The sequence below is a fragment of the Pseudoruegeria aquimaris genome (assembly GCF_900172235.1).
Taxonomy (GTDB): Bacteria; Pseudomonadota; Alphaproteobacteria; order Rhodobacterales; family Rhodobacteraceae; genus Pseudoruegeria; species Pseudoruegeria aquimaris.
In genome coordinates this window covers 1-23,620 of the sequence record NZ_FWFQ01000038.1, presented here as the reverse complement: position 1 = coordinate 23,620, position 23,620 = coordinate 1, and the positions used below count along the sequence as shown (strand labels likewise).

The 23,620-nt window shown below is 61.5% G+C and carries 22 protein-coding genes and 1 pseudogene; 19 read left to right on the top strand and 4 right to left on the bottom strand.

Annotated elements, in window-relative coordinates; translation table 11 throughout:
- Positions 1 to 560: 560 nt before the first annotated feature.
- Positions 561 to 962, bottom strand: a complete 402-nt coding sequence (locus PSA7680_RS17410) for a MerR family transcriptional regulator (RefSeq protein ID WP_008335980.1) — start codon at positions 960 to 962, stop codon at positions 561 to 563.
- Between the two features lie 96 nt (positions 963 to 1,058).
- Here PSA7680_RS17410 and PSA7680_RS17405 point away from each other — a divergent pair, with 96 nt between their 5' ends.
- From PSA7680_RS17405 to PSA7680_RS17355, 10 genes and pseudogenes are all read left to right on the top strand, one after another.
- Positions 1,059 to 1,466, top strand: coding sequence for a mercuric transporter MerT family protein (locus PSA7680_RS17405; RefSeq protein ID WP_176244179.1), 408 nt, complete (start codon positions 1,059 to 1,061; stop codon positions 1,464 to 1,466).
- 12 nt (positions 1,467 to 1,478) lie between these two features.
- Positions 1,479 to 1,784 carry a heavy-metal-associated domain-containing protein gene (locus PSA7680_RS17400; protein ID WP_085869952.1) on the top strand — a complete coding sequence of 102 codons (306 nt, stop codon included), beginning with the start codon at positions 1,479 to 1,481 and terminating at the stop codon, positions 1,782 to 1,784.
- A 16-nt stretch (positions 1,785 to 1,800) separates the two neighbouring features.
- Positions 1,801 to 2,103: a mercuric ion transporter MerT gene (merT, locus tag PSA7680_RS17395; RefSeq protein WP_008335977.1), complete on the top strand. Its 303-nt coding sequence runs from the start codon at positions 1,801 to 1,803 to the stop codon at positions 2,101 to 2,103.
- 97 nt (positions 2,104 to 2,200) lie between these two features.
- The gene (gene merF, locus PSA7680_RS17390) at positions 2,201 to 2,431 is read left to right on the top strand and encodes a mercury resistance system transport protein MerF (RefSeq protein ID WP_050759304.1); all 231 of its coding nucleotides are present in this window, start codon (positions 2,201 to 2,203) and stop codon (positions 2,429 to 2,431) included.
- A gap of 63 nt (positions 2,432 to 2,494) precedes the next feature.
- On the top strand, positions 2,495 to 3,844 hold the full coding sequence (locus tag PSA7680_RS17385) for a dihydrolipoyl dehydrogenase family protein (RefSeq protein ID WP_008335974.1): 1,350 nt from the start codon (positions 2,495 to 2,497) through the stop codon (positions 3,842 to 3,844).
- A 57-nt stretch (positions 3,845 to 3,901) separates the two neighbouring features.
- Positions 3,902 to 5,353, top strand: a complete 1,452-nt coding sequence (gene merA / locus PSA7680_RS17380) for a mercury(II) reductase (RefSeq protein ID WP_085869951.1) — start codon at positions 3,902 to 3,904, stop codon at positions 5,351 to 5,353.
- A gap of 4 nt (positions 5,354 to 5,357) precedes the next feature.
- Positions 5,358 to 5,630, top strand: a complete 273-nt coding sequence (locus tag PSA7680_RS17375; RefSeq protein ID WP_085869950.1) for a hypothetical protein — start codon at positions 5,358 to 5,360, stop codon at positions 5,628 to 5,630.
- A gap of 208 nt (positions 5,631 to 5,838) precedes the next feature.
- Positions 5,839 to 7,200 (top strand): ISKra4 family transposase, encoded by a 1,362-nt coding sequence (locus PSA7680_RS17365; protein WP_040182552.1) that lies wholly within the window; start codon positions 5,839 to 5,841, stop codon positions 7,198 to 7,200.
- A gap of 63 nt (positions 7,201 to 7,263) precedes the next feature.
- Positions 7,264 to 7,911: pseudogene (locus PSA7680_RS17360) on the top strand (DDE-type integrase/transposase/recombinase); the annotation flags it as partial.
- 141 nt (positions 7,912 to 8,052) lie between these two features.
- Positions 8,053 to 8,709, top strand: coding sequence for a HutD/Ves family protein (locus tag PSA7680_RS17355; protein WP_137796055.1), 657 nt, complete (start codon positions 8,053 to 8,055; stop codon positions 8,707 to 8,709).
- On the opposite strand, the gene PSA7680_RS17350 is transcribed toward PSA7680_RS17355, so the two are convergent.
- Positions 8,706 to 10,064, bottom strand: a complete 1,359-nt coding sequence (locus tag PSA7680_RS17350; RefSeq protein ID WP_085869947.1) for a formimidoylglutamate deiminase — start codon at positions 10,062 to 10,064, stop codon at positions 8,706 to 8,708. The two genes, PSA7680_RS17355 and PSA7680_RS17350, sit on opposite strands and share 4 nt — an antisense overlap.
- A gap of 93 nt (positions 10,065 to 10,157) precedes the next feature.
- Between PSA7680_RS17350 and hutI the strand changes: the two genes are divergently transcribed.
- The 4 genes from hutI to hutU are packed head-to-tail and all read left to right on the top strand — an operon-like array spanning position 10,158 to position 15,365.
- Entirely contained in the window at positions 10,158 to 11,369 is a 1,212-nt protein-coding gene (gene hutI, locus PSA7680_RS17345; RefSeq protein WP_085869946.1) for an imidazolonepropionase, read from the top strand.
- Positions 11,366 to 12,904 (top strand): histidine ammonia-lyase, encoded by a 1,539-nt coding sequence (hutH, locus tag PSA7680_RS17340; protein ID WP_085869945.1) that lies wholly within the window; start codon positions 11,366 to 11,368, stop codon positions 12,902 to 12,904. Before hutI ends, hutH begins: the two co-directional genes overlap by 4 nt.
- Positions 12,901 to 13,701, top strand: coding sequence for an N-formylglutamate deformylase (gene hutG / locus PSA7680_RS17335; RefSeq protein ID WP_025054167.1), 801 nt, complete (start codon positions 12,901 to 12,903; stop codon positions 13,699 to 13,701). Before hutH ends, hutG begins: the two co-directional genes overlap by 4 nt.
- Positions 13,698 to 15,365, top strand: a complete 1,668-nt coding sequence (gene hutU, locus PSA7680_RS17330; protein WP_085869944.1) for a urocanate hydratase — start codon at positions 13,698 to 13,700, stop codon at positions 15,363 to 15,365. The genes hutG and hutU overlap by 4 nt, the downstream gene beginning before the upstream one ends.
- 78 nt (positions 15,366 to 15,443) lie before the next feature.
- Here hutU and hutC read toward each other — a convergent pair whose 3' ends face one another.
- Together hutC and PSA7680_RS17320 are read right to left on the bottom strand one after the other, a co-directional pair.
- A complete protein-coding gene (gene hutC / locus PSA7680_RS17325) occupies positions 15,444 to 16,133 on the bottom strand; it encodes a histidine utilization transcriptional repressor HutC (RefSeq protein WP_085869943.1) in 690 nt (229 codons plus the stop codon).
- A 91-nt stretch (positions 16,134 to 16,224) separates the two neighbouring features.
- Positions 16,225 to 17,118 (bottom strand): LysR family transcriptional regulator, encoded by an 894-nt coding sequence (locus PSA7680_RS17320; protein WP_085869942.1) that lies wholly within the window; start codon positions 17,116 to 17,118, stop codon positions 16,225 to 16,227.
- An 80-nt stretch (positions 17,119 to 17,198) separates the two neighbouring features.
- On the opposite strand from PSA7680_RS17320, the gene PSA7680_RS17315 reads away from it, so the two are divergent.
- The 5 genes from PSA7680_RS17315 to PSA7680_RS17295 all read left to right on the top strand — a co-directional run bounded on the left by PSA7680_RS17315 (position 17,199) and on the right by PSA7680_RS17295 (position 22,833).
- Positions 17,199 to 18,377: a CaiB/BaiF CoA transferase family protein gene (locus PSA7680_RS17315; RefSeq protein ID WP_085869941.1), complete on the top strand. Its 1,179-nt coding sequence runs from the start codon at positions 17,199 to 17,201 to the stop codon at positions 18,375 to 18,377.
- Complete coding sequence (locus PSA7680_RS17310; protein ID WP_217808359.1) at positions 18,374 to 19,513, top strand: acyl-CoA dehydrogenase family protein; 1,140 nt, start codon at positions 18,374 to 18,376, stop codon at positions 19,511 to 19,513. Before PSA7680_RS17315 ends, PSA7680_RS17310 begins: the two co-directional genes overlap by 4 nt.
- Positions 19,514 to 19,638: 125 nt before the next feature.
- The gene (locus PSA7680_RS17305) at positions 19,639 to 20,724 is read left to right on the top strand and encodes a TRAP transporter substrate-binding protein (protein WP_085869939.1); all 1,086 of its coding nucleotides are present in this window, start codon (positions 19,639 to 19,641) and stop codon (positions 20,722 to 20,724) included.
- A gap of 64 nt (positions 20,725 to 20,788) precedes the next feature.
- Positions 20,789 to 21,283 (top strand): TRAP transporter small permease subunit, encoded by a 495-nt coding sequence (locus tag PSA7680_RS17300; RefSeq protein ID WP_085869938.1) that lies wholly within the window; start codon positions 20,789 to 20,791, stop codon positions 21,281 to 21,283.
- Positions 21,283 to 22,833 (top strand): TRAP transporter large permease, encoded by a 1,551-nt coding sequence (locus PSA7680_RS17295; RefSeq protein WP_176244178.1) that lies wholly within the window; start codon positions 21,283 to 21,285, stop codon positions 22,831 to 22,833. Before PSA7680_RS17300 ends, PSA7680_RS17295 begins: the two co-directional genes overlap by 1 nt.
- Positions 22,834 to 23,620: the final 787 nt, after the last annotated feature.

Here is a 23,620-nt window from a genome sequence, read left to right as displayed (position 1 = left end):
ACAGCGGCGAGATCACCGCCCATTCCGCATCGCTCACATCGTGTCTGCCCGTCATGCTCACCTCCGTTTCCGAAAGTGAATCATCACACCGCCAAAAACGGAATCCCGTTTATGAGTTCACGACCTAGCCGAGCGGCGGTCCAGCGGAACCTGACCTGGATGGAAGAAAGGGGATTGGTCCGTGAGGTAACAGGGCAGGGAAAGTTTCGAATGTGGCGGACAGCAAATTAGAATTTGCCTAAATGCGAACAAGAACATGCCCAAGCGGGATTTCAGCCATTCAGTTTCCAGTAAAATACGCGACCTTCAGGAGAGGCGCGAGCACCTCGAAGCCGCGGTGCCGGATCGAGCGATAAATCTTGCGGTAACTCTGTGCCTGCACCTGTCCGAGTTGATCAGCTTGGCCGGCTACGGCCTGATTCGTGGAAGCGGATGTCTAGGAAACTAGGGGCACCTCAGAGCGCGGTTTCTTCGCTGCCCGCGATATTGGTCACGGTGTTCCTAGCGCGGAAGCCAAGGACTGTCCGGTTTGATTGCCGCGGATTTCCTCAAGAAACCTTTTAGGCCTCCTCCCTCAGCGCATCTATGACGGGGCATTCGGGCACATCGTCTCCGCTACATTGCGCCACGGTGGACGACAGGACGTGCTCAATGCGCTTGAGATCCGCGATCTTGGCGCGGACTGAAGCGAGATGCGCATTTGCCAGACCCTGCACCTCGCCGCAGGTCTGGGCCCCGCCATCGACCAATGCGAGCAGATCGCGAACCTCGTCGAGCGTGAACCCCAACTCGCGCGCGCGCATGATGAAGCGCAGACGCGCGACATGTCTGTCATCGTAGACGCGATAATTTTTGCTGGAGCGCGGCGGCTCGGGCATGACGCCGATGTTCTCGTAGTAGCGAATAGTTTCGAGATTGCAGCCGGTCAGCTTGGCCAGATCTCCGCGCCTGAGGACCTTCACCGATCTGTGATGATTATTCACACCAAACCCCCTTGAGCCTGTACCAGCTACAGACCCTAGATTGAGATCATCACTGAGGCAAGGATGATTCGAACCATGACTGAAACCACATCCGCCGGCCGCCAGTCGGCAATGGGCGAAACCCCGGCAGCTGACAAAAAGGCATGGGCGACAACCGGGCTCGGCGTACTCGGCGCGCTGGCCATGACCTCCTGTTGCATCCTGCCGCTGGTGCTGGTGAGCTTCGGCGTCACCGGCGTGTTCATCGCCCAGTTGGGCGCGTTCTATCAATATAAGTGGATCACCTTCGCACTGAGTGCCGCTTTCATCGGATACGGCTTTTACAAGGCGTATAGCCCGATCCCGGCCGAAGCCTGCGTTGATGGCACCTGCGCGCGACCGATGAACCGAACACTCATGCGGTCCATTCTCTGGATTGCCAGCGGGATCGTCGCCGTGGCGATGATCTTCCCCTACCTGACCCCCTACATCCTGTCCTACTGAAAGGCGTAACCGATGAAACATCTCTCTCTCGCACTCGCAACTCTCGGCATTCTGGCCGCAATGCCCGCCAGTGCCGAAGAACAGCGCATCAATGTCGGTGTCGCCGAACTGACATGCCCGACCTGCTCGTTCATCGTCGCGGCGGCGATGCGCGGCGTGCCCACGGTCGAAATCGTCGACTTCCAGGAAGGCGAGGAGTTTGGCACGGGCACTTACGTCGTGGCCTTCGACGATCAGGCGGCCAACCCAGACATGATCATCGAGGCGGTTCTGGCCAATGGCTATCCGGCCGAGGTGCTCCAGGCGGGGGAGTCCTGAGCACGGAAGGACGGGTATGGCCATGGATGACAAACATTTGGGCGGGCTTCTGGCCTTCATCATTGCCGCGCCGATCATGGTGATCTGCTGCGGCGGCGGTGGCGTCATCCTAGCCACCATTCTCGGCGGGATTGGCGGGTGGTTGATGGGGCTCGGCGGAATAGCCGCTGTCGTCGCGGCAATTGGCGCGGCGCTGGTTGTTCGCGAGATCAGGCGCAGGGGATCAGCAGGTGTCGATGGCGCACCGGATGAGACTTGCACCAAAACCCGGGCCGCCGGTGAGAGTATCCACCGCCCGGCCGATTTCGCGGCCGAGTAGAGCAACGCACCGGCACAGGTCTTTGGGCTGTTCGGGTCGATCCCGGATCCGGTGGCACCACGCAATTGATGCACCAGACATGAGGAAACAAATTACGATGCCTTCAGACGACACATCTTCGAACGGCCTTTTGAAAGTGGGCATCATCGGCACCATCATTGTGGCGCTCTGCTGCTTTACGCCCATTTTGGTGATCCTCTTCGGCGCGGTCGGCCTGGCCGCCGTCGTCGGATATCTCGACCTCGTGCTGTTTCCGGCACTGGGCATCTTTATCCTGCTGACCATTTACGCGCTCTGGCGCAAGAACGCGCGCGGCTCGGCGTCCTGAGGGAAACTGGGCTGACATCCATCCAAATAGCGCCTCAGACAAAGCATTGAAGAGAAAAACCTTATGACGAAGAGCTACGACCTTATCGTGATCGGCGGTGGAACCGGTGGCAATGGCGTCGCCCGGATGGCGGCGAATGCCGGCTGGAGCGTCGCCAGCATCGACAGCGAGCCCCATGGCGGCACCTGCGCCCTGCGCGGTTGCGATCCCAAGAAGATGCTGATCGCCGTCACCGAGGGCGTCGAGTGGGCGGAAAACATGAAGGGCAAGGGGCTGGAGGCGCAGCCTTCGGTCAACTGGTCCGACATGATCGCCTTCAAGCGCAGCTTCACCGACGCGATGCCACCGCGCATCGAGGCCGGGCTGGAAAAGGCCGGGATCGACGTCTTGCACGGAGAGGTACGGTTTACCGGCCCCGATGCGATCGAGTTGAACGGCGAGACCCTGAGGGCGAAGCATTTCCACATCGCCACCGGTGCCCGACCGATGACGCTGAACATCCCGGGCGAGGAGTATCTCGCCACCTCGACCGATTTCCTGGAACTGCCCGAGCGTCCCGACCGCATCGCCTTTGTCGGCGGCGGGTTCATCGCGATGGAATTCGCCCATGTGGCCAAGCGCGCGGGCGCGCGCGAGGTGACCGTGCTGGAGATGATGGACCGCCCCCTGGGCAACTTTGATCCCGATCTGGTCGCGATGCTGGTCGAGGCGACCGCAGAGCTGGGCGTCGATCTGCGCACCAAAGCGAAGGTGGCGAAGATCGAGAAACAGGGCGACGAAGTCGTGGTCACCGTGGAACGTCACGACGGCACCGAAACGATCACTTGCGATCTGGTGGTGCATGGCACCGGCCGCGTGCCCAACATAGACGGGCTGAACCTCGAGGCCGCTGGAGTCGAATACTCACGCCGTGGCATCAAGGTGAGCGACGCGATGCGCGCCACCAACCCGGCCATTTTCGCGGCCGGCGACTGCGCTGATAGCGGGTTGAATCTGACCCCGGTCTCGGCGGCAGAGGGACGCATCGCGGGGAAGAACATTCTGGGCGGCAAGGACGCGCGGGAGATCAAGTATCCGCCGATCCCGTCAGTGGTCTTCACCCTGCCCATGGTTGCTACCGTGGGCTTGTCGGAAGCGGCGGCCAGGGAGCAGGGGCTGAAGTTCGATGTGCATTTCGAGAAGACGGAGGGCTGGTATTCGTCGCTGCGCGTCGGCGCGAAACACACCGGATTCAAGGTTCTTGTCGAACGGGGCAGCGGGCAAATACTCGGCGCGCACCTGATCGGACCAGGAGCCGAGGAGCAGATCAATCTTTTCGCCATGGCCATGGGTGCCGGGCAGACCGCAAATCAGATCAAGGCGATGATTTTCGCTTATCCCAGTTACGCCTCCGACATCGGGTCGATGGTGTGAATTGAAATTTGACCGCCGCCAAGATGGTGGCGCCCGGTTCAAGTAAAGGAAATGAAAATGGATCAAACCGTCAAGGAACATGATTGCTGCTCTTCGAAGGATGTCGGCGCCGACAGTTATGACCTGATCGTCGTCGGTGCGGGCTCTGCCGGGTTCTCGGCTTCGATCACTGCAGCTGAAGCCGGAAAGCGGGTGGCGCTTGTCGGGCACGGCACCATCGGCGGCACCTGCGTGAACGTCGGCTGCGTTCCGTCCAAGGCGATGATCCGCGCCGCAGAGGCGGCCCATGGTGGCGCGTCCGCTGCCCGGTTCCCGGGCATTGCGTCCTGCGAACATGCGGTGGATTGGCCAGCCGTTGTGAAAGGCACGACCGATCTGGTCGCGGAGATGTGGCACAAGAAATATATCGACCTGCTGCCCGCCTATGAGAACGTCACCTATATCGAGGACGGCCCGGCGCGATTGGTCGAGGGTGGCGTCGCTGTCGGCGGGCGGGTGATATCCGCCCCGCGCATCCTGATCGCCACCGGCTCGCGCCCCCATCAACCTGCCATCAAAGGCATCGACACCGTGGAGACCCTCGATTCCACCGGTCTGCTGACCCTGCCCGACCGGCCCGAAAGCATCATTGTGCTGGGCGGCGGCTATATCGGCTGCGAGTTGGCGCAGATGGCCTCAAGGCTGGGGGTGAAAGTCACGCTTGTGACCCGCTCGCGCCTTCTGCCCGGCGCCGAGCCGGAGGTGGCCCAGGCGCTGACGCAAGCGCTGAAGACCGAAGGCATCGCGGTCGAGACCGGTCTTGCTTACGTCTCGGCCGCGAAAGCTGCGGGCGGCGTCATTCTGACTGTCGAACGCGATGGAAAGACCGAGGTTTTGTCCGCCGAACGGCTGGTTGTGACCACCGGACGGGTGGCCAATTCCGAGAACCTCGGGTTGGAAGACCTCGGGATAGAGACCGACGCGCGCGGCTCGATCAAGGTCGGTCCTGACATGGCCACGACGCGGGCCGGCGTCTGGGCGGCGGGCGATGTCACCGACCGTGACCAGTTCGTCTACATGGCCGCCTACGGTGCCAAGGTGGCAATCAACAATGCCCTTGGACTGGAGCCAATGCGCTATGAGAATGCGGCGATGCCATGGGTCGTGTTCACCGACCCGCAAGTGGCCGGTGTCGGCGTTTCAGAGGCTGGGGCCAAGGCGGCGGGGCACGAGGTCAAGATCAGCGTGATCACGCTCGACAACGTCCCGCGCGCCGCCGCGGCCCGCAACACCCGCGGCGTGATCAAGCTGGTGGCCGACGCCAAGACCGACCGCCTGCTGGGCGGCCAGATCGTGGCGCCCGAAGGCTCGGACACGATCCAGACGCTGGCAATGGCGCTCAAGTTCGGCATGACCTCCAAGGCCCTCGGCGAAACGATTTTCCCATATCTGACCACGGTTGAAGGGCTGAAACTTGCGGCCCAGACTTTCGACAAGGATGTGGCCAAACTCAGCTGCTGCGCGGGGTAATGCCATGGTGCTGAAGGAAAGGACCGATCTTCTGTCGACACTTCCCGGTGCGTTGATCGCTTGGGGTCTGCCCATTGCAGCGATGATCTTGGCGATCGGTATCCCGCATCCGATCAAGACCTGGTGTCGCGTAGCCCTTAATTGTGAGATGGGAATCCAACGAAATCAACGGCTGAGTTTTGCCCTTAAATATGAGATTTTGCCTTTAATTCTGATATTTTTGCCCTTAAACCTGAGACAGGGTTCACAGACATTTGCGGCAAATATCGATGAATGATGATGGCGAAGACTCCGTTGCCGTTGGTGCTGAAGAGGCGCGCAGGGCCGCGGTGCTGCGCCCTCTTGTTCAGGCATATCTCAATGGGACTGGCAGCCTGGAACGTGGCATCAATGACGCCGTTTGGGAGCGGGAGTGGACAAAACATGGGGGTCATCTTCGTCGTTGCGGCCCGTGCTAAGGTGAGTTCTTTGCGTGTGGGGCTGCCATGGACGTACGGATTACAATCGAAACTACCTTCGACAACGGGGAGAAGCGCACTCATCAGCTTGACGGCATTTCACGACCCTACCGGGTGACCTGTCCAGACGGGATCGGGTTGCGCCTCGAGGATGGGAAGAGGGTTGTCGAACAGATTCAGCGGGCAATTCTTTGCGATCAGGTTGAGGAAATCATCCGAGAAAGCCGCGTATGCCCGGATTGCGCCTCGGTTCGTGCCATTCATGACTATCGCACGCGCGATCTCGACACGCTCTTTGGGCGGGTTCGGGTCAAAGCCGCGCGCTTGCGCCGCTGTTCGTGTGATGCCAGGTCAGCGGCGATGCCCGGCGGACCTATTTCTCCGCTGGCCTATTTCTTTCCTGACCGGGCTACCCCGGAGCTGCAGCGGCTCCATGCGGAACTCGGGTCCCGGCATTCCTTTCGCGAAGCCGCGCGGCTGATGAAAAGCTTCCTCCCCTGCCATCCGCCCCATCACACCACGGTGCGTGACCGGTTGGGAAGAGTAGCCGCGGGGCTCGAGAAAAGTCGAAGGGCATCAGGCGATCCCGCTGAAGCACTTCCCAAAGGGGGTTTGACGGTTTTTCTGGACGGTGCGCATATCCGCTGTCGACCGGAGTATCAGCAGCGACACCTGGATCTTGTGGTCGGTAAGATTGAAAGTCGCAATATGTGCCGACGATTTGGCTTGGTCGCCAATGCGACGGCATCGCCAGGCAGCCGGATGCGAGAAGAGCTGTCAGACTTTGGATGGAAGCCGGGCCGTCTGTTGACGGTAATCTCTGATGGCGAGCTTGCTCTCCCGAACCTCATACGGAATGCCATGGGTGGCGACGGCCAGGTGAAGCATATCCTCGACTGGTGGCACATCTCGATGCGTATTCGACATGTCGAGGCCGCCGTTCAGGGTCTGGTCCAGATACCGGGATTCACTGGAATTCCGGTGCTGTTCCAGCGCCCCGCGAAAAGCCTTCGCTGGTGGCTGTGGCATGGCAGAGCACGGGTCGCGGAAACTTATCTGAAAGGGCTCATGCACGATTGCACCCGCCTTGCGGAAGAACCTTTGGCTGTCCGCACCGCTGCCGCTCGTGTGCAGGCCCGATGCGGGACACTGTACACCTATCTCGCGAACAACATGGAATCCCTTGTCGACTATGGCCGACGGTACCGTAACGGGCTGCCCATCTCGTCATCTCGTGCCGAAGGATCAGTCGATGACATTGCCAATGCCCGCATGGGAAAGCGCAGAAGGATGCGGTGGTCGCCCAAAGGGGCTCACCGAGTAGCCGTCACAAGGGCCGCAGTTCTCGATGGTCGGCTGACCGTCGCAAACAGAAAACGCGCCGCATGACCCCCATGTTTTGTCCACTCCCCCAAACGCGCCGCATCTCAAAATTAAGGGCAACGCGACAGCTGCCTTCAGCGGCATGGGATCTCGCGGCTACCGGACGTCGAGGGCGACAAGCCTAAGCGTCAGCGCTTCAAACGCTACCCGATCGGGTTTTTTCACATGGATATTGCCGAAGTGCAGACCGCAGAGGGCAAGCTATATCTCTTCGTGGCAATCGACCGCACCAGCAAGTTCGCGGTCACTCAACTGGTCGAGAAGGCCGACAGGCGGACGGCATGGGAGTTCTTGGAGCACCTGCTCAAAGCCGTTCCCTACCGCATCCACACGATCCTGACCGATAACGGCATCCAGTTCGCCGACCAGCCCAGGAACCGGAACACCGCCTATTCCCGGCAAATGCGCTTCGACATGATCTGCGAAGTCAAAGGGATCGAGCATCGCCTGACCAAGCCAAACCACCCGTGGACCAACGGTCAAGTCGAACGCATGAACCGAACAATCACGGACGCGACCGTCAAACGCTTCCACTACGACAGCCACGATCAACTCCGGACGCACCTCTCTGACTTCATGGCGGCCTACAACTTCGCTCGACGCTTGAAGACACTCAGCGGCCTCACGCCATACGAATACATCTGCAAAATCTGGACATCAGAGCCAGACAGATTCAATGTTGATCCGATCCACCAGATGCCGGGACTAAACACCTAGATGATCAGAAACGCAAAGGCTGACGTCGCCAATCGTTTGCCGGCTTAACGTCGATGGTATTGGCCTCCAGTCAATGGCTGTGTCTTTCTTGTATCCAACCGATATTTCCCTGAAGCTTGCAGACGGATTGGGATTCGCTTGGTGAGGATCAAGAGCGTCCTCAATAGTAAAATGGGACTCGTCGTGAAGTGGTTCTGTCGGCGTGAGAGTATTAAAAATGAGGCGCTTAAGCGAGTTTTGCGTAGAGAGATCATGATTTTTCGGCAATGCGACTTGGTGGAAACACCTTGGAAAAACGGTGGTGGGATCACACGCAATATCGCCAAAGAACAGGATAAAACGGGCACTTTGTGGCGGCTGAGCATGGCGGATGTGGATGGCGACGGGGCTTTTTCCATCTTTCCGGGCCTGACGCGTATCCTGACGGTCATTCAGGGCGATGGCATGGTGCTGCATGGGCCGGATGGCGATCTGCAGGCGGGTTATGCGCAGCCCGTGCGGTTCGACGGAGGGGCACCCGTCACGGCCACGCTGACCCAAGGCCCGATCCGTGATTTCAACCTGATGTTCGACACCGCGCGGTGCGAAGGCGATGCGCAGACCCTGCGCGATGCTGGCACGTATAAGGTCGGGCAAGCCGGGCAGACCTGTGTGCTGCATGTGATCGCGGGCACCGCGTCGGTGGAAGGCAAGGCTTTGGACGTGGGCGACACGGCGATCCGCACCGACGCGCCGTTGCGTTTCGATCTGGCGCAGGATGCGGTCGCACTGACCATCACCCTGCGCCCTAAAGACTAAAGCGAGGCGAGCAGGTCCGCGACCGCACTGCGATACCGCGCGACCACCGCGTCGCGCGCGATGTGCCGCCCGCCAGTCACATTGTGCCGCCCGGCAGACCACAGGTCAGTGATGACGGTGTCTTTCGCCGCGAAACACAGACCGTCAAGGATCTGGTCAGGTGTCAGGGCGCACAATGTGGGGTCAGTGCTGTCGATGGCGACCAAATCTGCCAGACGCCCCGGCGCAATCTCGCCCGCGTCGCGGCCCAAAGCCTGCGCGCCGCCGCGGGCCGCACCTGTGTAAAGCGTTGCCCCGACCGAGCCTTCGCCGACCACCATCACGTTGCGTGCCACGTCGCGCAGACGTTGGGAATATTCCAGCGTGCGCAGTTCTTCAGTCAGCGAGATATTGACGTTGCTGTCCGACCCGACGCCGAACGCGCCGCCAGCCTCAAGGAAGGTGGGGCCGTTGAAGGGGCCATCGCCAAGGTTCGCTTCTGTAATGGGGCACAGGCCCGCGACCGCGCCGGAGGCTGCCATCGCGCGGGTCTCGCCCTCGGTCATGTGGGTGGCGTGGATCAGGCACCAGCCTGCGTCGACGGGGGCATTGGCCAAAAGCCACTCGACAGGACGTGCGCCCAGCCAATTCTGGATGTCCTCGACTTCCTTGGGCTGTTCCGAGATGTGGATATGCACCGGCCCGCCCTGATGATCCGCCAGCGCACGGGCCAGATCGTCGGGGGATGTGGCGCGCAACGAATGCGGCGCGATGCCCACGCGGGCGTCATCGGGCAGGGCGGAAAGCCCCGCACGCGCCCCTTGCACCAGATCGGCAAAGCGGTCGACATCATTGCCAAAGCGCACCTGCCCTTCGGCCAGCGCCACCTTGCCCGCCCCGCCATAGGTATACAGCACCGGCAGATGGGTCAGCCCGATGCCGGTCTCGCCCGCCGCCGCCATCACCCGCAGCGACAATTCGGCCAGCGCATCATAGGGCGCGCCGCCGCGCTGGTGGTGGACATAGTGAAACTCGCCCACGCTGGCATACCCGGCCTCCTGCATTTCGACGAAAACAAGCACGGCGATGGCCTCGATCTGCTCCGGGGTCAGGCGGTCCATGAAGCGATACATCAGCTCGCGCCATGTCCAGAAACTGTCGCGCCCGGCCTTGCGCAGCTCGGTCATGCCCGCCATCGCGCGCTGGAACGTGTGCGAGTGCAGGTTGCCCAAGGCGGGCAGCAGCGTATCAACGCGCACGTCCCCCGTCTGGGCAGCCGTATTGGGCGCGATCTGATCAATGCGGCCATCTTTAAGGGTGATGCGAACATCCTGCGCCCAACCGGACGCGAGCAAGGCCTGACGGGCGTGGATCATGGTCTTTATCCTGTGTATTTCATTTTATGTATAGACATATTGCACATAAAATTATACCAGAAAAGGCGAAACTTCGCGAAAAGGACCGATCTTATGACGGCGATGCTCCAGCTTTTGACCGATCTGCACGTAGCAACCATGGCGCATGGCGATGCGCCCTATGGGATGATCCGCGACGCAGCGATCGCCATTCAGGGTGGCAAAATCGCTTGGGTCGGGCCTCAGACAGACGTGCCAGCAGATTTTGCCGGACTGGATCAACGGTCGCTGGGCGGGCGCGTGGTGACACCCGGCCTGATCGACTGTCACACCCATATCGTGCATGGCAGCGATCGCGCGGTCGAATTCGAAATGCGCCTGAACGGGGCCAGCTATGAAGAAGTCGCGCGCGCCGGGGGTGGCATCGTGTCGACCGTCACGGCCACCCGCGCGGCCAGCGAGGACGAGTTGCTGGCGCAGGCCTTGCGCCGCGTTGACGTGCTGATCGCCGAAGGCGTGACGACCATCGAAATCAAATCGGGCTATGGTCTGGACACGGAGACCGAGCTTCGGATGCTGCGTGTCGCACGGATGATTGCCGACCAGCGCCCCATCCGCGTCAAGACCACCTTCCTTGGCGCCCACGCCACGCCCGCCGAATATGCCGGTCGTGACGATGACTATATTGACGAGGTCTGCATCCCCGCCCTGCGCGCCACCCACGCCGAAGGGCTGGTGGATGCGGTGGACGGGTTCTGCGAAGGCATCGCCTTTCAGCCCGCCCAGATCGCCCGCGTGTTTGACGTGGCCCGCGACCTTGGCCTGCCGGTGAAACTGCACGCCGAACAACTGTCCAATCTGGGCGGCGCGAAATTGGCGGCAAGCTATGGCGCGTTGTCGGCGGACCATATCGAGTATCTGGACGAACCCGGCGTGCGCGCGATGGCGGACGCTGGCACCGTGGCCGTGATCCTGCCCGGTGCGTTCTACACCCTGCGTGAAACCCAGCAGCCCCCGCTTGATCTTCTGCGCAAGCATGGGGTGCCGATTGCGCTCGCGACGGATTTGAATCCCGGCACCTCTCCGCTGAACTCGATCCTGCTGACGATGAACATGGGCTGCACCCTGTTTCGCATGACACCAGAAGAAGCGCTGCGCGGCGTCACGCAACACGCCGCCGCCGCGCTGGGGCTGACGGATCTGGGCACGATTGCGCCCGGTCAGGTGGCTGATCTAGCCGTTTGGGACATCGCCGAACCGGCAGAACTGTCTTATCGCATCGGCTTCAATCCGTTGGCGTTTCGTATCACCGGAGAAATCGCATGACCACACTGACCCTGACACCCGGCGCCACCACTCTGGCCGATCTGGAAATGATTTGGCGCGACGGGCTTGCCGTGCGCCTTGATCCGGCCTGCCATTACGGCATCCGTGCGGCGCAGGCACAGATTGCTGACGCGGCCAATGGGACGGACGCGGTTTACGGCGTGAACACCGGCTTTGGCAAACTGGCCTCGGTCAAGATTGACCCGTCCGACACTGCCACCCTGCAACGCAACCTGATCCTGTCCCATTGCTGCGGCCTGGGCGAGGCGATCCCCGAACCCCACGCCCGCCTGATGATGGCGCTGAAACTGCTGTCGCTGGGGCGCGGTGCGTCCGGCGTGCGGATGGAGCTGGTCGAACTGCTGGAAGGGATGCTGGCGCAGGGCGTCACGCCGGTGATCCCGGTGCAGGGATCGGTCGGCGCGTCCGGCGATCTGGCCCCGCTGGCGCATATGGCAGCGGCAATGATCGGCCACGGCGAAGCGACGTTCGAAGGCAAGGTTCTGCCGGGGGCCGAGGCGTTGCGCCGCGCAGGCCTGACCCCCATCGTGCTGGGCGCGAAAGAGGGGCTGGCCCTGATCAACGGCACGCAATTCACCACCGCCTATGCCCTGATCGGCCTGTTTGGCGCGTGGCGGGCGATGTGCTCGGCTTTGGTCACATCGGCCATGTCCACGGACGCGATCATGGGATCGACCGCGCCGTTGCAACCCGAAATTCACAGCTTACGCGGCCATGCAGGCCAGATCGAAGCCGCCGCGACCATGCGCGCGCTTCTGGATGGCTCGGTCATTCGCGAAAGCCACCGCGAAGGCGATACGCGCGTGCAAGACCCCTATTGCATCCGCTGCCAGCCGCAGGTGACGGGGGCTGCGATGGACGTGCTGCGCATGGCGGCGCGCACGTTAGAGATCGAGGCGAACGCCGCCACCGATAACCCGCTGGTGCTGAGCGAAGCCGGGGTGATTGTCTCGGGCGGGAACTTCCACGCCGAACCCGTGGGCTTTGCCGCTGACATGATCGCGCTGGCAATTGCCGAGATCGGCGCGATTGCGCAGCGCCGGATTGCCCTGATCGTGGATCCGGTGCTCAGCCACGATCTGCCGCCGTTCCTGACGCCCAATCCGGGGCTGAACTCGGGCTATATGATTGCCGAAGTGACCACCGCCGCGTTGATGAGCGAAAACAAACATCTGGCCAACCCCTGCGTGACGGATTCAACGCCCACCTCGGCCAATCAGGAAGATCACGTCAGCATGGCCGCCCACGGCGCGGTGCGCCTGTCGCGCATGGTCGCCAATCTGGAACGTATCCTTGGCGTCGAGCTTCTGTGCGCCGCGCAGGGTGTCGAATTCCGCGCCCCGCTGGAGACAAGTGCGCCGCTGGCATCCGTGATCGCCGCCGTGCGCGAACAGGTCGAAACGCTGGGCGACGACCGTTACCTTGCGCCTGACTTGGAAAAAGCGGCAGCGCTGATCGCATCCAACGCGATTGTGGCCGCCACAAACACCCACATGCCGGAGCTTCACCCATGACCCCCGTTGAAATCCACCGGGGCGACAGCCCCATCGTGCTGGGCCTGCCCCATACTGGCACCCACGTGCCCGCCGACATCAAGGCGCGGTTGAACGCGCGGGGGCAGGGGCTGGACGACACGGATTGGCACATCCACACGCTTTATGACGGGCTGCTGCCCGGCGCGACCACGGTCCGCGCAACCTTCCATCGTTACGTGATCGACGCCAACCGCGACCCATCGGGCGTATCGCTCTATCCCGGTCAGAACACCACCGGGCTGGTGCCGCTGACCGATTTCGACGGGCAGGATATCTGGAACACACCCCCCACCGAGGATGAGGTCGAGGCCCGTCGCCAAGCCTTCCATGCGCCCTATCACGAAGCCCTTGAGGCCGAGCTTGAGCGGGTGCGTGACCTGCACGGGGTTGCGATCCTGTATGATTGCCACTCGATCCGGTCGCACATCCCGTTTCTGTTCGACGGCACGCTCCCCGATTTCAACATTGGCACCAATCTGGGCACCACTTGCGCCCCAGAGATCGAAGCCGCTGTTCAGAACCTGTGCGAGATGGCAGAGGGCTATTCCAGCGTCACCAACGGCCGCTTCAAGGGCGGCTGGACAACGCGCCATTACGGACGACCGGCGGACGGGCTGCACGCAATTCAGATGGAGCTGGCACAAAGCACCTATCTGAAGGACGAGGCTGCGCCCTGGACCTATGACACCGAAAAATCCGCGCGGCTGCGCGGGTATTTGAAAACCATTCTGACAACTCTGGCCGATCTGGCACCTGATCTGAAAGGAACATCATGAGCGATCCGCGCAAGAACACCCGCGACATCTATCCCGCAACCGGCACCGAAATGACGGCCAAGCACTGGACCACCGAAGCGCCCCTGCGGATGTTGATGAACAACCTGCACCCCGACGTGGCCGAAAACCCGCATGAGCTGGTTGTGTATGGCGGCATTGGGCGCGCCGCGCGCACATGGGACGATTTCGACAAGATCGTCGCCACCTTGCGGGACCTGGAAGAAGACCAGACCCTTCTGGTGCAATCAGGCAAGCCTGTCGGGGTGTTCCCGACGCACAAGGATGCGCCGCGCGTTCTGATCGCCAACTCAAACCTCGTGCCGCATTGGGCGACGTGGGATCATTTTAACGAGCTGGATAAGAAGGGTCTGGCGATGTATGGCCAGATGACAGCGGGTTCCTGGATCTATATCGGCTCGCAAGGTATCGTGCAGGGCACCTATGAGACCTTTGTCGAAGCGGGGCGTCAGCATTACGGTGGCGACCTGAAGGGCAAGTGGATCCTGACCGGCGGTCTGGGTGGCATGGGCGGGGCGCAACCGCTGGCGGCTGTGATGGCCGGGGCCTGCTGTCTGGCGGTCGAATGCAACCCCGACAGCATCGACTTCCGCCTCCGCACCCGCTACGTGGACGAAAAGACCGACAGTCTGGACGAGGCGCTTGCGATGATCGAACGCTGGACCGCTGCCGGTGAGGCCAAATCGGTCGCGCTTCTGGGCAACGCCGCCGATGTGTATCCCGAGTTGATCAAGCGCGGCATCCGCCCTGATATCGTCACCGACCAGACCAGTGCCCATGATCCCGTAAACGGCTATCTGCCGCAGGGTTGGACGATGGCCCAATGGCGCGAAAAGCGCGAAAGCGACCCAAAAGCTGTTGAAAAGGCCGCGCGTGCCTCGATGATGGTGCAGGTCAAGGCGATGGTTGATTTCCATGCCGCCGGTATTCCGACCGTCGATTACGGCAACAACATCCGCCAGATGGCGCTGGAAGAGGGGCTGGACAATGCATTCGACTTCCCCGGCTTCGTGCCCGCCTATATCCGCCCGCTGTTCTGCCGTGGCATCGGTCCGTTCCGTTGGGCGGCCCTGTCGGGCGACCCGGAAGACATCTACAAGACCGACGCCAAGGTGAAGGAAATCCTGGCCGAGGACAGCCACCTGCACAACTGGCTGGATATGGCGCGCGAGCGGATCGCGTTTCAGGGGCTGCCCGCGCGGATTTGCTGGGTCGGTCTGGGCGTGCGTCACAAGCTGGGCCTGGCGTTCAACGAAATGGTGCGCAATGGCGAATTGAAAGCCCCGATCGTAATCGGACGCGACCATCTGGACTCAGGCTCAGTCGCATCGCCCAATCGCGAAACCGAGGCGATGCTGGATGGCTCGGATGCGGTGTCGGACTGGCCGCTACTGAACGCGCTGCTCAATACCGCATCTGGCGCAACCTGGGTTTCACTGCACCATGGTGGCGGCGTCGGCATGGGTTTCAGTCAACACTCGGGCATGGTGATCTGCTGTGACGGCACTGAAGATGCAGACCGCCGGATCGAGCGTGTCTTGTGGAACGACCCGGCCACGGGCGTCATGCGCCACGCCGATGCGGGCTATGACGACGCCAAAGACTGCGCCCGCGAGAATGGTTTGAACCTGCCGGCAATCCTTTGATTCAGGGCGTTTACCCATCTTGGGGCAAGTAACCAATGGCCTGTGCGGAGCACTCCGCGCAGGCTTTTTCACGCGCGGTCAGTATTGCATCGTCAGACGGTGGCCGCGGCGATAGGTCAATTGCACAAAAGTGATCGTCTGCCCCTCAAGCCACGTCATGCGCTCGGCCTGGAACAGGGCATCGCCTTCGGTGCAGTCGAGATAATCCGCGAAAGTGGCGTCGGCTTGAACGGCGTGAAAGCTGATCTGCGCATCGGTAAACGGCACGGTCGACACCAGCCATTCGTTGGGACCGATATCCGAGAAATCATGCTGTTCAGCCTCGGGCAAAGCGCCTAGATTGATCCAGCGATCCTCGTGCTGATACGGTGCGCCATCGGCATAGTGCATGCAGGTCAGATGCAACACCCGGTCGTCACGCTTCAACGCCATACGCGCGCGCAGCCAGTTCGGGGCGGGTTCGGCCTGACCGTGCACCAACGCATAGCGATAGGCCGCGCCCAGTTCCTCGATCTCTTGCCCGACGATCGGAATGTTCAGCCGCACCTGCCGGATCGGGTTCAGCCTGACCCGCGTGCCAGCTTTGCGGCGGCGTTCGATGATGCCGTCATCCGCCAATTCGCGCATTGCCCGATTGACAGTCGCCCGCGCGCAGCCATAGCTTGCGGCCAGATCAACCTCGTTCGGCATCGAGCTGCCGGGGGCAAGTTCGCCTTGTGTGATCTGGCGCAGGATATCGGCTTTCACCTCGCGATAGGTTATGGACATGCTGTGCCTTTCGACCGTGCGGTTCCGGGTGATCCCGGCGGATTTTCTCAAAAGATATAGACATAAGGCGTAAAAGGCCAGACATAGCGTGTCAGGGGTTGAAGGCGCTTGCCACATGATCCTGAAACGCGGCCACCAGTGGCGCGGTATGCGGATGCGGCGCACGGGCCAGCGCGATGCGATGCGGCACAAGCGGGTCTGAAAGTTCCAGCCGCGTGACGGGTTGACCGTCGCAGGCCGTATCCTGCGCAATATCGGTGGCAACCAGCCCCACACCCATGTGATTGGCAACCATCGCCCGCAACATCTCGACCGAGCTTGTTTCATGTGCTATGCGCGGCCGGATGCCGTTCATCTGCGCTAGCGTCAGGAAGTAATTGCGGCTGTGCGGCAGGTTCATCAGGATCAGCGGATCGGTCAGCAAATCCGCCATCGCAACCGTCCCGCGCCCCGCCAAAGGGTGCGCCCGCGCAACCAGCCCAAAGGGCCGCACATCGGCCAGCGGTGTGATCTTAAGCGACGACGGCAGGCCGAAATCATAGATCAATGCGAGGTCGATGCGCCCGTTTTCCAGCCAGCGCGTCAGGCGGTCCAGATCGCCTTCGTGCAGTGCGATCCGGGCGTCGGGCGCGACTTTCTGAAAGCTGCCCACCAAGGCGGGCGCATAGCGTGGGCCAAGGGTGGAAAAGACGCCAAGGTTCAGCACCTCGGCCCCGCTGTCTTTGTGATCCAGCACCGATTGCGCCTGTGCGCGCAGGCTGCGCAAGGCGCCCAGTTTGCGCAGCCCGAACGCGGTGGGGGCAATGCCTTGGCCTGCGCTGCGGGCAAACAGCGGGCGGCCAAAGTGTTCCTCGACCTTGGCAATCGCCAGCGACACTGACGGTTGCGACACGTTCAACACCCGCGCGGCGGCGGCGGTGCTGCCGGTGTCCGCGGCGGCAATGACATAGTCGATCTGGCGAAGGCTGACGGGTATAGCTTGCATTTATCGCCCTATCAGTAATCTGTATTTCTGCTTATATCACGACCGCGCCTATGCTCAACCGATCAAACCCGGAGGATCATATGCCCACTCAGCCCCCCAACAGCCAAACGCCCCAACCCCTCAGCGGGGTGCGCGTGCTTGATTTCACCCGCGTTCTGGCGGGTCCATACTGCACCGCAATGATGGCCGACCTGGGCGCGGATGTGATCAAGGTAGAAGCCGCCCACGGCGACGATTACCGCCATATCGGCCCGTTCAAGGACGGGGAAAGCCTGTTGTTTCAGGCAATCAACCGGGGCAAGCGGTCAATTGCGCTGGACCTGAAATCGCCCGACGCGATTGCGACGGTCAAGGCGTTGCTGGCAGATTGCGACGTGCTGATCGAGAACTTCCGCCCCGGCGTGATGGAGAAGCTGGGGCTGAGCTATAACGCGCTGGCCAAGGATTTTCCCCATCTGGTTTACGTGTCCCTGTCCGGCTTCGGGCAGACCGGGCCAAACACCAAAAAACCCGCCTATGACATCATCGTGCAGGCGATGAGCGGGTTGATGGACGCCACCGGCGAACCCGACGGTGCACCGACGATGGTGGGCGAGGCTTTGGGCGACGTGGCCGGCGGCCTGTTCGCCGCTTGGGGCACAATGGTTGCCCTGTTTGACTGCAGCCGCACCGGGCTGGGGCGTCATGTGGATGTGGCGCTGTTTGACGGGTTGGTGTCGATGATGCCCATTCTGGCCTGCCGCACCCTGATGGGCGGCGAGACCCCGGTGCGCACCGGCAACCGCCACCCGCTGTCCGCGCCCTTTGGCACCTATCCGGCGGCGGACGGGCATTTCGCGTTGGCGGTTCTGAACGACCGGCTGTTTGCCACCTTCTGCGACGTGATCGGCCAGCCCGAACTGGTACAGGACGCGCGGTTTACCAGCGATCCTTTGCGCCGCGAGAACGAACCTGCGCTCGCCGAGTATATCGACCAGTGGGCAAGTTCCTTGCCGGTGGATCAGGTGGTGCACCACCTGTCAGCGGCAGGTATTCCGGCATCCTCCATTCAAACTGTGGCACAGGCTTGGGCGTCGCCTCAAGCAGTGGAGCGCGGGTTGGCGTCCACGGTCACGCATCCCGACTTGGGCGTTCTGAACGTCCCTGAACAGCCGGTGCATTTTAACGGCGCAGGGCGCGGCGGGCGCAAGCCGGCCCCGGCCCTGAATGCTGATGCAGGCGATATTCTGAATTTGTTGAACAAGGAGCAATGCGCATGACCACCTATCCCATGAGCGACGACGAACGCGCGCTGGTCGCGCAGATCGAACGGTTCTCGACCGAGGTTTTGGCCCCGAAAGCGACGCAGCTCGACGAAGAGGCGCTGTTCGCCACCCTCCATCTGGACGCGATGGCGGACATGGGCCTGTTGGGTCTGAACCTGCCGGAAGACCACGGCGGGATCAGCCTGTCCGGCCCCGCGCTTTATGCGGCGGTCGAGGCGATCGCGGGCGCCTGTGGGTCCACCGCATCCATGCTGACGGCGCATTTTCTGGCCACGGATTCGCTGCTTCTGGGGGCGGATGCCGATTTGCAGGCCCGCATTCTGCCAGATGCCGCGGCGGGCACGTCGTTGGGCGCGTTTGCCCTGACCGAACCGCAGGCCGGATCGAACCCCGCCGACATGCGCACGACAGCCAAGCGCGAAGGCGATGGATATCGGATCAAAGGGTCCAAGTGCTTTATCTCGAACGCGGGCGCGGCGGATTTCATGGTGGTCTACGCCAAGACCGACCCCGCCGCCGGTGCACGCGGTGTCAGCGCTTTTATTGTTGAACCGAAGAAAATCGACGGCGTGTCCGTCGCGCCCAATGAAAAAACGATGGGCCTGAAGGGCGGGCATGTGTTTGGCATCAGCTTTGATTGCTGGGTGCCGGACGAAAACCGTCTGGGCGACGAAGGCACGGGGTTCCGTACTGCAATGAAGGTTCTGGACAATGGCCGGATCGAAGTCGCTGCACAGGCCACCGGCATTGCCGACGCCGCGCTGAAGGCCGCGATTTCCTATGCCAAGGAACGGCAGGTCAGCGGCCATGCGATTGCGGACTTCCAAGGGCTGCAATGGATGCTGGCCGACAGTGCCACCGAACTGGCCGCCGCCCGCGCGCTGGCGATGCAGGCGGCGACCCTGCGCGGGACCGGCGTGCGCTATTCCAGCGAATCCGCTTTTGCCAAGCTGTATGCGAGCGAAGCCGCGTGGCGGATTGCCGACCGGGCGCTGCAAATTCACGGCGGCTATGGCTATACCCGCGATTTCCCGCTGGAACGCTACCTGCGCGATCTGCGGATTTTCCGCATCTATGAAGGGTCATCCGAGATCCAGCGCACAATCATTGCGCGAGGATTGCTGGCTTGACCGGGTTTTCTCGCCGTAATGATTGACTCTATTATGTATTTACATAATAGCTTTATGCACGGATTTGACCAAGGGATGGCTTCAGCCAACGCCAAGGTCGCAACTGCCGATTGGAGGAGAGGCGCATGCAAAGACGGACATTTCTGACCACGGGTGCTATCGGCACCGCAGCAACGGCACTGGCAACCCCAGCCATCGCGCAGGACAAGCGCCAGTGGAAGATGGTCACCGCGTGGCCCAAGAACCTGCCTGGGCCGGGCGTGGCCGCACAACAACTGGCCGACCGGATCACGACCCTGTCGGGGGGCCGGATCGAGGTCAAACTTTTCCCTTCCGGAGAGCTTGTGCCCGGTCGCGGCGTCTTTGACGCGGTCAGCGAAGGCACCGCCGAGCTGTATCACGCTGTTCCCGCCTATTGGGGGTCGAAATCCAAGGGTATCCTGTTGTTCGGCTCGCAACCTTTTGGTCTGCGCGCGGACGAGCAAGTCGGCTGGATGGTGCATGGCGGCGGTCAGGCACTTTACGACGAAATGTATGGCCGGTTTGGCATCAAGCCTTTCCTGTGCGGCAACTCTGGCCCGCAATGGGGCGGTTGGTTCCGCAACGAAGTGAACTCGGCCGAAGACCTGAAAGGCATGAAGTTCCGCACCACCGGACTTGCGTCCGAGATGGCGGCCAAGATGGGCATGGCGGCCGAGGCGATGAGCGGCCCGGATATGTTCCAGGCGCTGCAAACCGGCGCGTTGGACGCGGGCGAGTTCATCGGCCCCTGGACCGACAGCGCGCTTGGATATTACCAGGTCGCCAAGAACTATTACTGGCCCGGCGTGGGCGAGCCATCGTCGGCCGAGGAATGCGGCGTCAACGCAGACGTGTTCAACGACCTGCCCGACGACCTGAAACAGGTTGTGCAGGCGGCCTGTGACAGCCTCTATAACCAGGTCTGGACCGAATACACCACCAAACACGCGCAGGCCCTGCAAGCCATGGTCGCCGAACACGGCGTTCAGGTGAAGATGTTCCCCGAGGACGTGATCACCGCCATGGGCAAAGCCGCCGGCGAAGTCATCGACGATCTGCGCAATGACGATGACGAGCTGGTGAAGCGGATCACCGAAAGCTTCGTCGCCTATCGCGACTCGGTCGGCCAATACATGGTCTATGCTGACAACGGTCAGATGAACGCCCGTAACCTGGTCATGGGGTACTAAGACCTTACGCACAAGGGCGCGGCGATGGCTGCGCCCTTCGTGAGTTTTGCGACGGGGGCCGACGATGGAGCAACTGGCAAACGCCTTGGACAAGGTGAACATCGGCGTAGCCCATGTGGTGCGCTGGCTGGCGCTGGCCATGATGCTGGTCCAGTTTGGCATTGTCGTCGGGCGCTATACATTCGGCGTGAACTCGATCGCGGTGCAGGAGAGTGTGCTCTACATGCACGCCGCGCTTTTCATGCTGGCGGCGGGCTATACGCTTTTGGTCGACAAGCACGTGCGGGTTGACGTGTTCTATGCCAAGGCGACGCCAGAGATGCGCCGCCGAATCGACATTTTCGGCCATCTGTTTCTGCTGATGCCGTCGATGATCGCGCTGATCTACTGGTCCTGGCCATCGGTGCGCAATTCATGGGCAATCCTTGAAGGCCCGATTTCCGTGGGTGGGATCGAGGCGGTGTTTCTGTTGAAATCGCTGATCCCCGCCTTTTGCGTCCTCGTGATGCTGCAATCGCTTGCCCTGTTGATCCGCCTTCTGGCCGGGAAGGAGACCTGATGATCGAATATCTCGACCTGATCATGTTTGCAGCCCTGATGGGTGCGATCCTTCTGGGGTTCCCCGTGTCGTTCAGCATCGCGGGGGTTGCCGTGATCTTTGCCTATCTGGGCTGGATGCTGGGGCAGATGGATATTGGCTTGCTGGGCGCGTTGGGGCAGCGGGTGTTTGGCGTTCTGACCAACCCGGTGCTGATCGCCATTCCGCTGTTCGTGCTGATGGGCGCGCTGTTGGAAAAAAGCCGCATCGCCGAGGGGCTTCTGGACGCGATGGGGCGCCTGTTCGGCCAATTGCGCGGGGGTTTGGGCATTTCGGTCGTGCTGGTCGGCACGTTGCTGGCGGCCTCGACCGGCATTGTCGGGGCGACCGTGGTGGCGATGGGCATGATCGCCCTGCCCACCATGCTGCGTGCCGGATATGATGCGCGGGTGGCGTCGGGCATTGTCTGCACCGCGGGGACGTTGGGGCAGATCATCCCGCCCTCGACCCTGTTGATCATTCTGGCGGACGTGATGTCCACCTCGTTCCAGCAGGCGCAGTACGAACAGGGCAAGTTTTCGGTCGAGGCGCTGTCGGTTGGTCAGTTCTTTGCCGCCGCCGTGATCCCCGGCCTGGTGCTGGTCTGCCTGTACCTGATCTATATCGTCACGCGCGGGTGGCTGCGCCCGCAGGACATGCCGCCCGCACCGCTTGACATGGCCAAGCCCGATTGGCGCGAGGTGGTGGGCGCGGTGATCCCGCCCGTGTTGCTGATCGTGGCCGTGCTGGGCGCCATTCTGGGCGGCATTGCCACCCCGACCGAGGCTGCGTCGGTGGGGGCCGTCGGGGCGCTGTTGATGACCGGCTATCGCATTGGCATCGCGCCACGTGTGATCCTGCTGGGCACGGTGGCCCTGATCGCACTGGGTATTCTGGCAGGCGCGTTTCCGGTGCGGTTTCAGCGCAGCGATCTGACATCGGGTGCGTATGCGCTTGGTATTTTCTATGCCGCGTTGGCGGTCGTGGGCGGGGTGTCTGTTCTGCTGGCCTTGCGCGCCGCGCTGAAAAAAAAGGTCGTGCAGGAAGCGGTGAAATCGACCATGACCATGACCTCGATGATCTTTGCGACGATCATTGCGGCCGGTTTCTTCAGCCTCGTCTTCATTGGCTTGGGTGGGGAAGAACGTGTGGCGGGTATCCTGTCGGAAATGCCGGGCGGGGCCAATGGGGCATTGGTCTTTTGCATGGTCGTGATTTTCATTCTGGGGTTCTTTCTGGATTTCGTGGAAATCTCGGTGATCGTGCTGCCCCTGGTGACGCCGACGCTGATCCTGTTGGGCCATGACCCGATCTGGCTGGGCGTGTTGATTGCGGTGAACCTGCAGACCTCGTTCCTGACGCCGCCCTTCGGCTTTTCGCTGTTCTATCTGCGCGGGGCGGCCCCGAAAGAGGTGACGACCGGGCAGATCTATGCCGGTGTGTTGCCGTTCATCTGCCTTCAGATTGTGGGGATCGCCTTGATCTGGCTGTTGCCGGTGCTGGCGACCTGGTTGCCAAAAGCACTTTTTTGAAGACGCAGGCGAGCTATTGAAGATAGCCTGAAATTGTAGGACGTCGCACGTCATGCAGAAGCACCCTTTGCACTGCGCCTGCCAGTGGCGACATACTAGGGGAGTATAAACTGCTCCCTTTTCGACCGTACAATCGGGCGTAACAATTGCGGCCTATGGATCACCCTAACTGGCCCTGTCACGCTTTTTTGCGGCGCCAAGTGCTCTTTTAGGCCATAGGGTAAATCGCAAGACAGATTAGAGACCTTGGTTAGTCAATCCGGGTCAGCCAAGCGACAATCTGAACCTATGTCTAGAGCGCCGAATGCTCTTAGGGCGTCATGAACGTCGCCTGTCTGGTGGAGCGGGCGACTTGATTTGTTATCCTGTGCCGCAATAAAGACCGAAGTTCAACGCACTTCATTCACTACTGATGGATGTCAGGGTGCCCCGGCCCCAGCGAGTTTGTAAATCCATCACCTTCGATCGTGGGTTTGAGTTTTGAACCAGGCGCAAGCTCAAGTCCGGCAGCGGCACCTATAGCGGTTTGTGCGGCCCGCAAGCACCTTGGCAGCAGGACCCATCGAAATTCTTAAAAACGGGCCCGCCACTACTTACCCAGCGAAACCCAGCGTGGCGCGCTTTTAAATCACAGTATTAAGGGCGCTTTGCGACTGCCTGTGACCTGCCCCCCGCAAAATCCCTCACCATGATGTAGAGTCTGCTCAACCCTGAAGGAGCAGACGACATGAGGAAAAGCCGTTTCACCGAGGCGCAGATCATCGGGATGATCAAGGAGCAGGAGGCA